This is a genomic window from Vibrio sp. 1180_3 (assembly GCF_029478545.1).
GTDB lineage: Bacteria > Pseudomonadota > Gammaproteobacteria > Enterobacterales > Vibrionaceae > Vibrio > Vibrio aestuarianus.
In genome coordinates, this window is the sequence record NZ_SJFM01000013.1 from 84,748 (window position 1) to 99,473 (window position 14,726).

A 14,726-nucleotide genomic window follows, 5' to 3' on the forward strand; every position below is an offset into this window, starting at 1 on the left:
TGAGGCATGAATGATGAAAGCGTGCTTACGGTTTTTTTGGACGTGTATTGTTTGTATCTTCAGTGCTTCATCGCAAGCGATTATCATGTCACCAACGGTACTAGAGATGGATACGCAAAGCGGCGGCATGGCGCAAGTGGTTGTCACCAACAACAGCACCCAAAAAGTACCGCTTGAAACTAGCCTACGTCGCCTTATTTTTCAGCCTGATGGTGGATTTATTTCACAACAAATTGAAGACGGCTCGTTACTATTTTTTCCGTTAGCAACTGTCTTGCAACCGGGTCAATCACAAGTCTTTCGCTTACAGTGGGTGGGCGCAGAACTCACCACATCTGAAAGCTATTTTTTGCGTTTCAGTCAGCCGTTATTAGCCTCTGAATTTGCCAGTGATAGTAACGCTCTAACAAGCAACGTTTCTCAACATGACAGTGGCATTTCCGTACAAGTGAACTACAACGCTCTCGTACACATTTTTTCTAATAATCAGAACGCAAAGGTCAGTCTGCATGTTAGTGAAGATGGCTCCGTCACCTTGAAAAACAGTGGCAATCGTTATACCTACACAGAGCTATTGCACTTTTTTAATACTGAAAATCGTTGGCAAACAACACTTAATAAAGCGTTAGGTGAACATTTCATTCCACCGATGTCATCGATAGTGATTACTCCAGTTCAACCCATTCCGGCTGGGGATTACCGTGGAATAGTGCAATGAAAACGGCACGAGGTGGTATTTATTGGCTGATATTGTTCGGGCTATGCAGCCAACTGGTTTGGGCGCAAGAAAAAGTCGTCAAATTGAACCCGACAGGGCGAGATATTGAGTTAGTATCGCTGTTGAAAGTGAGTGATGGTGTTATCGGTGAGGCGCAAATCACCATCACCGCTGATGATGACATTTTACTGCCCAAAGCCAGTACCCTAGCGCTTTTAGCTACCCTAGTTTCAGAGCAAGCCATTAATACCCTCAGTGAAGCCAGTCGTGGCGATATGCTTTCTCAGCAAGATTTTCGTGCCGCAGGTCTTGACTTAAATTTCGATTTTTCCAGCTTGGAATGTGTCATTATCGTCCCACCGGAACAACTGTTAACTCAACAACTTTCGCTATCCTCATCTCAAATAAATGCCAGTAAGCTCACCCCGGCTTTTGTCAGTGGTTACCTCAATATCAGCCTATCAGGCATGCAAAGCCAAGCTGTTGATAACGATGATTCACAACGCGAGACACTCTATAGCCACCGCTTTGACGCGGCGTTAAATATTGGCCCTGCTAATATCGAGTATGAATCAACTTATGAGAACGCCAATGATGAATCATCTATTTATGCTCGCCAAGGAACACGCCTCAATGTCGACTTTCCTTCGCAAGGTACGCGATTAGTGATCGGTGATATGTTTAATGCCGGTAAAAACTTACAAGACAGCGTGGATATTTTAGGCATTGGCATTACCCGCGATTTCACCTTAATCCCGACCAGAAATGTTCGCCCTAAAGCGACACAATCTTTTACCTTACTGCGCACATCTAACGTCGATGTCGTGATTGACGGTGTCATCGTGCAACGCTTAACACTCAGTGCTGGTAGTTACAATTTAAATGACATTCCTTTGGCGCAAGGAAACAATGACATTGAACTTATCATCACTGACTCAACGGGTAAGCAAGAGCGAGTGCAATTCTCCGTTGCGACCGGTAATGACTTACTCAACAGTGGCGAGTTTGAATATAGCTTGGTCGCAGGTGTGCCAAGTGAATTTGACGATAAGCAATTAGATTATGAAACCTCGCAGCATGTAGTGCATGGTTACTTTGATGCCGGTGTTACGCCTTGGCTAACCTTAGGCGTCAATGCACAAAGTCGAGATAAATTATATCAATATGGTGGCTCGTTGCTGTTTGCTAGCCCTATCGGGGTGACTGAATTTATCGCCTCAACGAGCCATCATCCTGATGTGGGCAATGGACACGCATTTCGTGTTGCCTTCGATGCCGAATTTGATGATAGCCATTCGCTCAATGCACAATGGAGCATCATTTATGATTATCAAACCGATAATTTTGTTGGGATTAGAGATCTAGAAATAACCAACACGCCAGTCAATAGTGTGGAACATTACGTATCCATGTTTGGCTCACTCGATATGACTCCGCGCTTACGCGGCGCGATGTCAGCAACGTATAGTTCAGGCTCAGACCAAGATGATAACTATTGGTCTGTCAGCCCAAGTTTATCCGGCCCTCTCTTTGGAACGCCAGCAACCTGGAGTGCTCGCGTTGATTACCGAGATTATCAATACAGTGATGATGAAGTGAATACATCACTAACATTAAGTTGGCCGCTAAGCCAAGCGACTCGCATCGTTGGTCGCTACGATAGCTCGCAAGATAAAACCACCGCAGACATTACTTATCGTGAGGGCGAAGGCAACACAGGTGGCGTGCAAGCTTATGCCACACTCGTCAATGAAAGAGACAGCGATGCCAACCTTGATGCGGGGGTGAATTATACCGCCAACCGCTTTGAAGTGATCGCTGACCACACTACGCGATATCAAGACTTTAACCAAGATCAACGGACGCACAATACACGCCTAGAAGTCTCCAGTGCGATTGCCTTTGCTGGAACCTCTGTTGCGGTCGGTCGCCGAGTGGGCGAAGCATTTGCGGTCATAAAGAAACACAGCAGTTTGGCTGAAAACAAAGTAGCGATTGATCCCGAAAGAAACAGCGAATACGCACGCGTTTATGGTCAATCAAAGCGCAACTTTTTGGTCTCTGATCTGGTCGCCTATAACTCACAACTTGTGGGCTATGATGTGGAAGACCTACCGCCCGGCTATGATCTTGGTGATGGTGCATTCTTACTTACCCCTGGCTACAACCAAGGTTACCAATTGCAAATTGGATCCGATGCGGTACTGACCGTGATGGGTAATTTGATCGATCGTCAAACCAATCAACCTATCTCTTTGATCGCCGGTGTTGCTCACTATTTAGGTGATGCAGAACAAGAACCAATCGAGTTTTTCACTAACCGTAAAGGACGTTTTGCGGTTTCCGGAATGCGCCCTGGCACCTATCTTCTTGAACTCAATATAAAACAGAAACAATCATTAGAGATCACCATCGAAGAAGGCAGTGATGTGTTGATCTTATTAGGAGATTTGTATGTGGATTAGCCGCTTAATCAATACATGGACAATGGGCCTATTCGCACTCATTGCCTCTCACTCGCTATACGCTGGCTGCCAAGCAAGCCTTGTCAGTCTTGATGCCATTTCCTCGCAAAATACCTATGACGTTTTCGCCACCGGGCAATCAGCACTGGTACAAAATTACCGACTAAGATCGGATATTCAAGGTGAAGAATGCAGCATAGAGGTCGAAATTGATCTGGATAAAGGTGCTAGCTCTTTACGCAGCACCAATCAGCAACAAATCCAATTCGAGTGGCAAGGCAGTAATGGCTATCAAAAAGCAGGACGCTGGTATATTACCTTGTCAGAAAGTAAGCCTGTCACGACTTTTCAAATCAAGTACCCTGCAAAACAGTGGCTAGATGCTGGTCGCTTTTCTGGTGAGTTAAAGGCAACGCTCAGCGGGACATCGTTGCTACAGAATCAAAGCGAACAAGAACTGTCACTCAATATTGAGGCGGTTGTACTGCCGAGTGCCAAAATCCAGTTTTATGGCTTGTCGCAACAACATTATGACCTTGATATTGGTGAACTGACGGCGAATAAAGTCATACATTCCGCGCCCAAGCTGTGGGTACAAAGTACTGCTAGTTATTCAATTTCGATTGAATCGATGTATCGAGGTGTGATGCGCCACCAATCAGCGGATGCTCAGTGGGATATTGCTTATCAAATGTTGCTTGATAACCAACCGATCGAATTAAGCAAGACATCGTCTCAATGGCATTCCGATCAAGCTACCTCAGGCAGGCCAATTCCAATCACCTTTATTGTCGGTGATACAAACCGTAAACCCGGTGGAACCTATAACGATACTTTACATATATCGATAGAACCTAACCTAGCACAGCAACCATAATGGGTATTTCAACCAAAGCCACTAGAATAAAAAAGCACCTTTAGCGAACCCTTATCGATGAATCATCAAGGTTAACTAAAGGTGCGGCTACTTCACACCTATAGGGGTTGGGTGAATTAGCTTAAATCAACATTTTTACAGCCAAAGAAGTAAGTGGTGAGAAAGCCGACAACGTATGAAATCAAAAGCCCCCCGACAAACACCGCCATACCAGCAAAAATACCTTCGGCTGAAGTCATCAGAGGAACCGCGACAATACCCGATGGGCCAAATACCGTATTTAACCCAACCGGTAAACCAAGGTAAGAGACTAAACCAATAAAGAAACCACCCGCAGCACCGCCAATACAGGCTGTCACAAAGGGTTTCACTCGCGGCAACGTCACACCATAAATGAGCGGTTCACCGATACCCAAAATACCGGGAATGATGGCACCTTTTACTTGAGTACGCAGCAGCGCATCTTTTTTCGCTTTAAAGTAAAGTGCTAATGACGCGCCCACTTGACCACCACCAGCCATCGCCAGAATAGGAAACAGTGAGTTAAAACCTTGCACGTCCATCAACGCAAAATAAACCGGTACAAAACCTTGGTGAATACCAAACACCACCGAAATCAAGAATAGACCAGATAACAGCGCTGCACCAAACGGGTTATCGTTCAGGTTCAGAAACAGCCAAGACATACCTTTAAAGAGTTCGCCACCAATTGGCATGATCACCAAGAAAGTCACCACCCCCATAATGAGCAAGGTCACCACTGAAGTTAAAATCATATCCAGATCATCGGGCATATATTGGCGCACTTTACGCTCTACTTGAGCGCCCAAAATAGACGCCAATAAAACACCGATGATGTTGCCACGCGGGTCGATGGTGAAACCAAAGAACTCATTCATACCGGAATAGATACCGGTTGTGGCTTCAGGGTTATAACCAAGCACAAATAAAGAAGCTAAAATCGCACCATTAACCCCCGAGCCACCAAACGCTTGCTGCGCGTTATAACCAATCAAGATGCTCAAGAAAGCAAATAGCCCTTTACCAAACACCTTCATATAAGCAATCAAATCAAGCATAAATTGACTTGGTGACTGGTCAATCACAAACATCTGCTCAAGCAATGTGGCAAAACCAAGCAATAAACCGGCAGCAATAAAACCGGGGATCAGCGGGGTAAAAATGGTCGCAAATTTGCTCAGAAAACGTTGAACACCACTGGTTTGCTTACTCTTCATCTGCTTTTTTTGTTCAGAAGCGATGGTCGATAAATCTTGGTTTTCAATATCAATCTCTGCCGCTACCGTTTCACCATTCGCCAGCATCTCATTCATCATTTCCGCTGCCGTTTGCGCTTTACCAGGGCCTAAAATAATTTGTAGCTGTTGGTCACTTTCCACCACACCCATTACACCGGGAATCGCTTTTATGGTCGCTTGATCAGCCAAGGCATTATTGTTCAATGTTAAACGTAGGCGCGTCATACAGTTGCCGCACTTGCTAATGTTATTGCTACCGCCCACTGCGCTCAGGAGCTTCACAATCATGCTTGAAGTTATTTTTGCCATGAGGACATCCTTTGGATAAATCCAGTCTTATTATTTTATTGGTCGTTAAGTGCCGCGCGAATAAACCCATGATGTTTAGCGAGTTTTTGTGTCGCTTGCTCAGCATTCATATCGGCAAGAATCATTAAAATGGCGGTTTTACAATGACGATGACAAGCATTGAGCGCCTGTTCTGCTTGATCACTATTACAACCCGTTGCTTCAACAACAATGTTGTTTTGACGCTGAATTAACTTGGCATTGGTGGCTTCAACGTCAACCATCAAATTACCAAACACCTTACCTGAGCGGATCATGGCACCACTGGTCAGCATGTTGAGGATCAGTTTTTGCGCAGTGCCCGCTTTCATACGCGAAGAACCCGTAACAACTTCAGCACCAACTACCGGGATAATCGCAATGTCGGCTTGTTGTTGCATCGCACATTGTGGGTTACACGCGATAGCGACCACCGTAGCCCCTACCGATTTGGCATAAGCCATACCGCCCAATACGTAAGGTGTACGGCCACTTGCCGCAATACCAACCACTACGTCTTTATCTGTTAGATGAAGATGTTTCAGATCATCCTGTCCAAGCTCTGCATTGTCTTCCGCGTTTTCGACCGCTTTGAGGATTGCCTGATGACCACCGGCAATTAAGCCCACCACCAAGTCTGGGTGAGAACCATACGTCGGCGGACATTCACTGGCATCTAAAATACCAAGACGACCAGAGGTACCCGCCCCCATATAAATCAAGCGACCTCCCGTTTGGAACGCTAATACAATGGCATCTACGGCCTCTGCAACTTGAGGTAACGTTTTCTCTACAGCGAACGCGACTTTTTGATCCTCACGGTTGATAACTTGTAGCATTTCGAGTGTTGGAAGCGTGTCGATATCAGCACTGGCTGAATTGCGGCCTTCGGTGACCAACTGGGTTAAATCAATTTTCATCAAATCTTTCTCTATAGGAATTCGAAACTGAGGCGATTCTATGGAATAAAATATTCCAGTTAAGTGACGCAAATCACATCAAAGGTTATTCTTTGTGCTGTGAATGAGTGGAATAATGGCCCCTTATCGCGTGACTAAAACAACAAAAATAAAACAAATAAACATTAAATACAGCCACCTAGCTATTAGTTTAATTATTTCCACAATGGAATAATTTATTCAAAAAAATGAGAGGAAAATGATGTCTGTGATGAACAAGCTAATGAGCCGCCGTACGCAGCTCTCTCGTAGCGGCTTAAAAATTGCGGATTGGATCATCGCTTATCCAGAAAAAGCCGCCACGGCCACTAGCCAAGCATTGGCTGACCACGCTCAAGTGAGCCAATCTAGTATTGTAAAATTCACTCAAAAAATTGGTTTTAAGGGATATAGCGAATTCAAGTTGGCATTGGCAGAAGAGCTCGGCCGCAAGCAAGCGATGCATACCACCCCTTTGCACAGTAATATTTTGGTCGATGACCCCATCGCCGTTATCGCACAAAAACTGGTGCAGGCCAAAACTGACGCCATGTTTCACACCACCAATGCACTTTCATTTAGCCACTTTAACCAAGCTATTCAATGGATAAACCTTGCAAGCCGAGTACAAATAGTGGGGATCGGTGGATCAGCTCTTACCGCAAAAGATTTAGCCTTCAAGCTGTTAAAGTTAGGCATCACTGCATTAACCGAACAAGACAGCCACGTTCAAATCGCCACTGCTCGCACCCTTTCGGTACAAGATATCCAAATTGTGATTTCATTTTCTGGGAATAGGAAAGAGATTTTGGTGGCCGCAGAATCGGCTAAAGAGCAGGGTGCAAAGGTCATTGCTCTCACTTCACCGACAAAAAATCGATTACGCGAGCTGGCGGATCTCTCCTTTGATACCATCGCAGACGAAAGCCAACATCGCAGCTCTTCTATCGCTTCGCGTACCGCTCAGAACGTTCTCACCGACCTGATATTTATCACCCTAGTTCAACAAAGAGATGAATCCGCTCGGCAGTTGATTGATGATATTTCATCGGATATTCGGCAGATTTTCTAACGGGGCGGGGTTTGCTTTCTTCAATAGCGTATTAGGTGATGACAAAATAGAACAGAATAAAAATTGGCTTAAGCGACTAACAACCACGAGCAAAAAGCTGCGCCAAGAAATCCATCTCTTGTTGGCTCTCTTTTATCGACAGTGCTTCTAACCACATACATTCGCTGTAATGTTCTGCTTTCAGAAATAGCTGACAACCTTCAAAGTCAATCAACCATGAATGAATGTCAGCGTCCCACTGTTTTTCAATGACACTTGCCGAAAGCAAATCAACCAAACGCTCCCCAAATTGAGGAAAAGTATCAAAATCAAAACGTGGGGCGCTCAGGATTAGTCGCCCTTCCTCTTGTAGATAATGCGCTAAACCAAACTCAGCCATGGTGGGTTAAATGCTCCTGAATTAAGTCTAAAAATGGGTCGGCATATTTTTCAAGTTTGCGTTGCCCCACCCCATTTACTGCCAACATTTCACCGTAAGAAGTTGGTAAGATTTCTGCCATATCGATCAAGGTGGCATCACTAAACACCACGTAAGGAGGCAGACCATCTTCATCGGCGATCGATTTACGCAACTTACGTAACTTGGCAAACAGAGCTTTGTCGTAATTCTTATTGGACAATTTATCTGATTTCGCAGCACGAGCAGCAGTATCAAGTCTTGGGATAGCAAGCTCTAACGACATTTCACCACGCAATAATGGCCGCGCTTCTTCGGTAAGCTGCAAGGTCGAGTTGCGGGTAATGTTTTGTTGCAGCAATCCTTTGTGGATCAACTGACGAAAAATACTGACCCAGTAGTCGTGGCTGTGATCTCGACCGATGCCATAAGTAGTGAGCTTATCGTGGCCATTTTCACGAATACGGATATTTTGCATACCGCGCATCACTTCCACCACATAGCCAATACCAAACCCTTGATTGACGCGATAAACACACGATAACGCTTTTTGTGCCTCTTGCGTGGCATCGAAATGTTTGGGTGGATCTAAGCAAATATCGCAGTTACCACACGGCTTCTCACGGTACTCACCAAAATAATTCAGCAGAACTTGGCGGCGACAGGTTTGTGCTTCAGCAAACGCATTCATTGCCCCCAGTTTATGGCTTTCGACCTGTTTTTGCGGCCCTTCTGGTTTTTCATCTAACATACGACGAAGCCAGCTAATATCGGCCGGGTCATAAAGCATCATCGCTTCAGCCGGTAAGCCATCACGCCCTGCTCGCCCTGTTTCTTGGTAATACGATTCAATGTTGCGTGGGATATCAAAATGGGCAACAAAGCGTACATTGGGTTTATTGATCCCCATACCAAACGCCACCGTTGCCACCACGATTTGAATATCATCACGTTGAAAAGCTTCTTGTACATAAGCGCGCTCATCCGCATCCATCCCCGCATGGTAACTGGCCGCGCGAATATGGTTGTTGCACAGTTTTTCAGTCAACATTTCAACTTTTTTACGGCTACCACAATAAATAATGCCGCAATGACCTTTTTGAGTATCGAGATAACGGATGATTTGCGAAACCGGCTTATGTTTTTCAACCAAGGTATAGCGAATATTCGGGCGATCAAAACTGCCCAAGTAAACATGAGGTTCTTGCAGTTGTAGACGATGTAAAATGTCGCTGCGAGTAGCATCATCAGCGGTGGCGGTTAAAGCCATAAATGGCACATGCGAAAATTGCTGCTTCAACTGACCAAGGGCGGCATATTCAGGACGAAAATCATGCCCCCACTGCGAAATACAGTGCGCTTCATCAACCGCAATCATGGCTAACGGTAAGCTGTGTAAACGTTCGATAAAATCACGCATCAACACACGTTCTGGCGAGACATAAATCAGCTTTAGCTGCCCTGAATTCATCCGGTTATAAACCGAGATCAACGCCTCTCGCGACATGGTTGAATTGATACATTCAGCCGCCACGCCATTAGCTTTGAGTTGGTCTACTTGATCTTTCATGAGAGAAATCAGCGGCGAAATGACCAACGTAATGCCCTCTTTCACTAAAGCGGGAATCTGATAGCAGAGTGATTTACCCCCACCCGTCGGCATAATTACCAAGCTATCTTGCCCTGCTAATGCCGCCTCAATGACCTCTTGCTGGCCAACGCGAAAAGTCTGATAACCAAAAACAGTCTGTAAAATACTGCTTGAGCTATCAGGCGCGGGATCAGCTTGTTGAGCAATTAAAGTGGCGGTCATGAAGTTTCCAAGGTGGTAGTGATAAGCAACGGCAGCCAAGCTTGTTCAAGCCCAAGCAACAAAGCGTCTTATTGTAGTGGTGTTCGATGGTGAATAAAACCGCAAAATGTGTGTGCTATACAATTGATCGCTGTTGTCATGCTTTCTCACCAACTGTGCTGGCCAGCCTCTTTAGCTTATTAACAAAGATGCAACTAAAACTCGGATAGGTATATACTGTCGAATCGTTTCGCTGCACAGCGGTCAACCCCTCCGAGAAAGATAGTAAATGACTCCAGAAGAAGAACAGCAACGCTCACGACAGGGTGTTCTATTAGCCATCGGTGCTTATACCATGTGGGGCATTGCTCCCATTTATTTTAAAGCGATCGGCGCGGTTTCCGCGTTAGAGATCCTCAGCCACCGTGTCGTCTGGTCATTTTTCCTGCTCGCTGCATTATTGCATTTTGGCCGTAGTTGGCGCAGCGTACGCGATGTGATGACCAATAAAAGCAAAATGCTCTATTTAATCACAACCTCGCTTTTGGTCGGCAGCAACTGGCTTATTTTTATCTGGGCAGTCAATGCCAACCATATGCTAGATGCCAGCTTAGGCTACTATATCAATCCACTATTGAATGTGGTGCTTGGGATGCTATTTCTTGGCGAGCGACTGCGTAAACTGCAATGGGTCGCCGTTGCACTGGCTGCGATTGGAGTAACCATTCAGCTGGTGGTTTTTGGTTCAGTGCCCGTTGTGGCCATCGCGTTAGCCACCACCTTTGGTTTTTATGGATTGTTGCGTAAAAAGGTAGCACTGGATGCACAAACTGGTTTGTTCATTGAAACCTTAGTGATGCTGCCTGCGGCGGCTATTTATTTACTATTTATTGCCGATTCAGCCACCTCAAACATGGCTACTAACCCCACAAGTCTTAACATTTTGCTGGTTGCAGCAGGGGTTATCACGACTCTACCACTATTGTGTTTTACCGGTGCTGCAACTCGTTTAAAACTATCTACACTGGGGTTTTTCCAATATATCGGCCCAAGTTTGATGCTTTTACTCGCCGTTTTGGTTTATGGAGAAGCCTTTACTAGTGACAAAGCGATCACTTTTGCCTTTATTTGGGGCGCGTTAGTGCTGTTTAGCTTTGATGGTTTGACTTATAAGCGCAAGCTGACTCCTGAAATAACCACAACCTCATCAAAACTCTAGAGAAATCACGTTACATGAACGAAACCAGTATTTTAATTACCCTTGCCAGCGTCCACTTTGTGGCGCTAATGAGCCCAGGGCCAGATGTCGCGTTAGTAGTACAAAACGCCACGCGCTATGGCCGTCAAACAGGTGTATTCATTGCACTTGGGTTGTCATGCGGCATTTTATTTCACTCCCTACTCAGTTTGACGGGGGTGAGCTACCTAGTGCACCAGCATCCAACGTTATTTGCCATTCTACAGTTGGCTGGCGGTAGCTACCTGCTTTACCTTGGGATAGGAGCACTAAAAGCCACATACTCTCAGTGGAAAAGCCCTTCAAGTAACGAGATTATCGAAAACCCTGCGTTATTGTTGAGCAATAAACGCCAAGCTTTCTCTCGTGGTTTCATGACTAATATCCTTAATCCCAAAGCTTTGGTGTTTTTTATCAGCCTGATGTCGAGTTTAGTCCCTGCTGGCATGTCGCTATCCGGCAAAGCAAGCGCACTGCTCGTTCTATGGGGGCTTTCATTGCTGTGGTTTGCCAGCCTTGCTTGGATGCTGTCAACTAAGCGATTACAAAAGCGTTTACAATCACTTAGCTCCTACATTGATGGCCTGTGTGGGGTTATTTTCACTGCTATTGGCGGGCTTATTGTACTGCAAGCATTCACGGTCTTTGCAGCCTAATGCAGTGATCAACGTTCCTTCTTGTGCGAGATCTCTTACAAACAAGTGAGCAAATATCGCTTTTTCCATAGAAAAAACACCCACAAAATAAGATAACTATTTGATTTATAACAAATAGAGTGCTGTAAGCCCAAAAAAAACATTACGAAATCGTTTTCCTAGCATTGCCGATAAATTAGAGATGGGTAATATGTACCTCGTCGGAAGGATTCTGACACGGAACAGGAAAGCACCAAGGATTTGGTCATCTTCAGGATGAAGAGACGACTACTCAGGATGAATGGTCGGCATGGAAAGCGAATTGGACATTGAATGGACGCAATAGTAACTAGGATGGTTGCTACTAAGGAAAGACAATGGACACCTCTGGATGAGGCAAGGACTGAACATCAGGATGATGTAAAGGACACCGCTCAGGGAACAAGTGATGAACGCTAACGTGGATTGTTGGCAGGCCAGGAAGGTCAAAAAAGGACACCGCTAGGAAGGCGACGTAAGGAATAAGCTGACGGAATACAGCACACTATCATGGATTTGATGCATGGAGCACTTTTGTAGCTGGATTGCTGCGAGTAAGACTATAACCCCGCAGGGCTTTTGCCCTCGGGGTTTTTCTTTATTGGGCTAAAATGCAAATATCTCGTCTTACAAAGACTCTTGCTTCATTCAATGCATTACCTTAAGCATGAATAACCGATGCTTAAGGGAGTTAATGCCCGAACAGCAAGCATTTCTGCTATTAGTGATCATCAGTGACTTATTGTTCATCAGTGACTTAGTGATCATAGCCTTTCTAACTTAGCGTAAGCCGTCACTAGCCATTTAATGCCTTCCCCGTTAAAAGCCACTTGAACACGACTTTGTGGTCCACTACCTTCAAAGTTGATAATGGTGCCTTCACCAAAAATCGGGTGTTTGACACGTGCACCCAAACTAAAGCCAGTTTCGTTAAAGGTCTCTTTAACCGCGCTTTGACTAAAGCGTCCGGCACTGGTTGGTCGGCTTACCTGCGCTTTCATGCGTACTTCATCTAAGCAAGCTTCTGGCAGTTCACGAATGAAACGCGAAGGCTTATGGTATTTATCTTGCCCATACAAACGGCGAATTTCAGCATAAGTGATGTACAGTTTTTGCATGGCTCGCGTCATGCCAACGTAGCAAAGGCGGCGCTCTTCTTCCAAACGCCCGGCTTCTTCGGCCGACATTTGGCTAGGGAACATGCCCTCTTCAACACCGACCATAAATACCAGTGGGAATTCCAACCCTTTAGCACTGTGCAGGGTCATTAATTGTACCGCATCATCAAACTCGTCGGCTTGGCCATCACCAGCTTCAAGTGCCGCATGCGTCAAAAACGCCGTCAGCATGCTCATTTCATCCGCTTCTTCTGGCTTTTCAAACTGACGTGTAGCAGTCACAAGTTCTTCTAAGTTCTCAATGCGTGCCTTTGATTTCTCGCCTTTTTCTTGCTCATACATGGTGTATAAGCCTGATGTTTTGATCACATGGTCAGTCTGGGTATGCAATGGCATCTCTGCACTATCATCTTCCAGTGCATTCACTAGTTCAATAAAGCGGCTCAACGCACCCGCTGCGCGGCCAGTCAGTACTTTCTCATCAAGTAGAACTAAGCTTGCATCCCACATGGTGCAGCCGCGATCGCGCGCTGCAAAACGAATAGTTTCTAGCGTTTTATCACCCAAACCACGCGTCGGAGTATTCACCACACGTTCAAAAGCGGAGTCATCATTGCGGTTTGCCATCAAACGTAGGTAGCTTAGCGCGTCTTTGATTTCCTGGCGTTCGAAGAAGCGCATACCGCCATAAATTCGGTACGGTAAACCCGCTTGAATTAATGCTTCTTCAAGTACACGTGATTGGGCGTTATTGCGATACAACATTGCACAGTCGTTAAGTGAGCCGCCTTTATCTTGCCACTCTTTGATTTTATTGACCGTAAAACGCGCTTCATCAAGGTCGTTATATGCTGAATAAACGGAAATAGGTTCGCCTTCAATGCCGTCAGTCCACAATTCTTTACCCATACGCTCGGTGTTGTTAGCGATCAGCGCATTAGATGCATCCAAAATGGTTTTGGTCGAACGGTAGTTTTGTTCCAGACGAATCGTATTCACACTTGGGAATTCTAGCGTGAACTTCTCGATATTCTCAATTTTAGCACCACGCCAACCATAGATAGATTGGTCGTCATCCCCAACAATCATCACGTGGCAATCACGACCAGCCATCATGCGCAGCCAAGCGTATTGGATGTTGTTGGTGTCTTGAAACTCATCCACCAAAATATGTTTGAAGCGTGCCTGATAATGCTCGCGAATATGCTTTTTATCGCGTAGCAGTTCATGCGTGCGCAGTAATATTTCGGCAAAATCGACTAACCCTGCGCGGTCACACGCGTCTTGATACGCGGTATACAGTTGCAAGTAGGTTTGCGTAACTGGATCGCGATACGCGTCGATATGCTGCGGACGTAACCCCTCGTCTTTCTTGCCGTTAATCCACCAGCAAACTTGTCGTGCCGGCCACTGCTTCTCGTCGAGGTTCTGCGCTTTAATCAAACGTCGTAGCAAACGCTGTTGATCTTCTGAATCTAGAATTTGGAAATCTTCTGGCAACTTAGCATCAAGATAATGTGCACGCAGAATGCGGTGACAAATTCCGTGGAATGTCCCGTTCCACATGCCAGATGCGCTGCCCATCATTAACTCTTCAATTCGACCGCGCATTTCTGCGGCAGCTTTATTGGTAAAGGTCACCGACATGATAGAAAACGGTGAAGCTTGTTCAACCGACATCAACCACGCAATGCGGTGCACCAATACGCGTGTTTTACCACTCCCCGCACCGGCAAGTACTAATAGGTTTTCTAAAGGTGCAGCAACAGCTTCACGCTGTTTATCGTTCAAACCATCGAGTAAAAGAGAGGGATCCATCATAACTAAGCTACTGGTTATTTATACATAATTG

The 14,726-nt window shown here is 45.5% G+C and carries 11 protein-coding genes; 6 read left to right on the plus strand and 5 right to left on the minus strand.

Annotated features, from left to right (window positions below; translation table 11 throughout):
- Positions 1 to 10: 10 nt before the first annotated feature.
- Genes EYW48_RS10185 through EYW48_RS10195 form a run of 3 tightly spaced genes read left to right on the plus strand, consistent with a single transcriptional unit; the run spans position 11 to position 4,060 of the window.
- A complete protein-coding gene (locus EYW48_RS10185) occupies positions 11 to 718 on the plus strand; it encodes a molecular chaperone (protein WP_274673468.1) in 708 nt (235 codons plus the stop codon).
- Complete coding sequence (locus EYW48_RS10190) at positions 715 to 3,183, plus strand: fimbria/pilus outer membrane usher protein (RefSeq protein WP_274681994.1); 2,469 nt, start codon at positions 715 to 717, stop codon at positions 3,181 to 3,183. The genes EYW48_RS10185 and EYW48_RS10190 overlap by 4 nt, the downstream gene beginning before the upstream one ends.
- Positions 3,173 to 4,060: a hypothetical protein gene (locus EYW48_RS10195; RefSeq protein WP_171980568.1), complete on the plus strand. Its 888-nt coding sequence runs from the start codon at positions 3,173 to 3,175 to the stop codon at positions 4,058 to 4,060. The genes EYW48_RS10190 and EYW48_RS10195 overlap by 11 nt, the downstream gene beginning before the upstream one ends.
- Before the next feature lie 116 nt (positions 4,061 to 4,176).
- Here EYW48_RS10195 and murP read toward each other — a convergent pair whose 3' ends face one another.
- Together murP and murQ are read right to left on the minus strand one after the other, a co-directional pair.
- Entirely contained in the window at positions 4,177 to 5,628 is a 1,452-nt protein-coding gene (murP, locus tag EYW48_RS10200) for a PTS N-acetylmuramic acid transporter subunit IIBC (protein WP_277432364.1), read from the minus strand.
- Positions 5,629 to 5,663: 35 nt separating this feature from the next.
- Complete coding sequence (murQ, locus tag EYW48_RS10205; protein ID WP_274671361.1) at positions 5,664 to 6,566, minus strand: N-acetylmuramic acid 6-phosphate etherase; 903 nt, start codon at positions 6,564 to 6,566, stop codon at positions 5,664 to 5,666.
- A 241-nt stretch (positions 6,567 to 6,807) separates the two neighbouring features.
- Between murQ and EYW48_RS10210 the strand changes: the two genes are divergently transcribed.
- On the plus strand, positions 6,808 to 7,656 hold the full coding sequence (locus EYW48_RS10210; protein WP_277432381.1) for an SIS domain-containing protein: 849 nt from the start codon (positions 6,808 to 6,810) through the stop codon (positions 7,654 to 7,656).
- Between the two features lie 76 nt (positions 7,657 to 7,732).
- Here EYW48_RS10210 and EYW48_RS10215 read toward each other — a convergent pair whose 3' ends face one another.
- Positions 7,733 to 8,035, minus strand: a complete 303-nt coding sequence (locus EYW48_RS10215; protein WP_053309732.1) for a DUF3630 family protein — start codon at positions 8,033 to 8,035, stop codon at positions 7,733 to 7,735.
- Positions 8,028 to 9,866 carry an ATP-dependent DNA helicase RecQ gene (gene recQ / locus EYW48_RS10220; RefSeq protein ID WP_176246349.1) on the minus strand — a complete coding sequence of 613 codons (1,839 nt, stop codon included), beginning with the start codon at positions 9,864 to 9,866 and terminating at the stop codon, positions 8,028 to 8,030. Before recQ ends, EYW48_RS10215 begins: the two co-directional genes overlap by 8 nt.
- A 268-nt stretch (positions 9,867 to 10,134) precedes the next feature.
- On the opposite strand from recQ, the gene rarD reads away from it, so the two are divergent.
- On the plus strand, positions 10,135 to 11,064 hold the full coding sequence (gene rarD / locus EYW48_RS10225) for an EamA family transporter RarD (protein ID WP_261916379.1): 930 nt from the start codon (positions 10,135 to 10,137) through the stop codon (positions 11,062 to 11,064).
- Between the two features lie 14 nt (positions 11,065 to 11,078).
- Positions 11,079 to 11,738 carry a LysE family translocator gene (locus EYW48_RS10230; RefSeq protein WP_053309735.1) on the plus strand — a complete coding sequence of 220 codons (660 nt, stop codon included), beginning with the start codon at positions 11,079 to 11,081 and terminating at the stop codon, positions 11,736 to 11,738.
- Between the two features lie 782 nt (positions 11,739 to 12,520).
- Here the strand turns inward: EYW48_RS10230 and uvrD are convergent.
- Complete coding sequence (uvrD, locus tag EYW48_RS10235) at positions 12,521 to 14,695, minus strand: DNA helicase II (RefSeq protein ID WP_176246347.1); 2,175 nt, start codon at positions 14,693 to 14,695, stop codon at positions 12,521 to 12,523.
- Positions 14,696 to 14,726 lie beyond the last annotated feature (31 nt).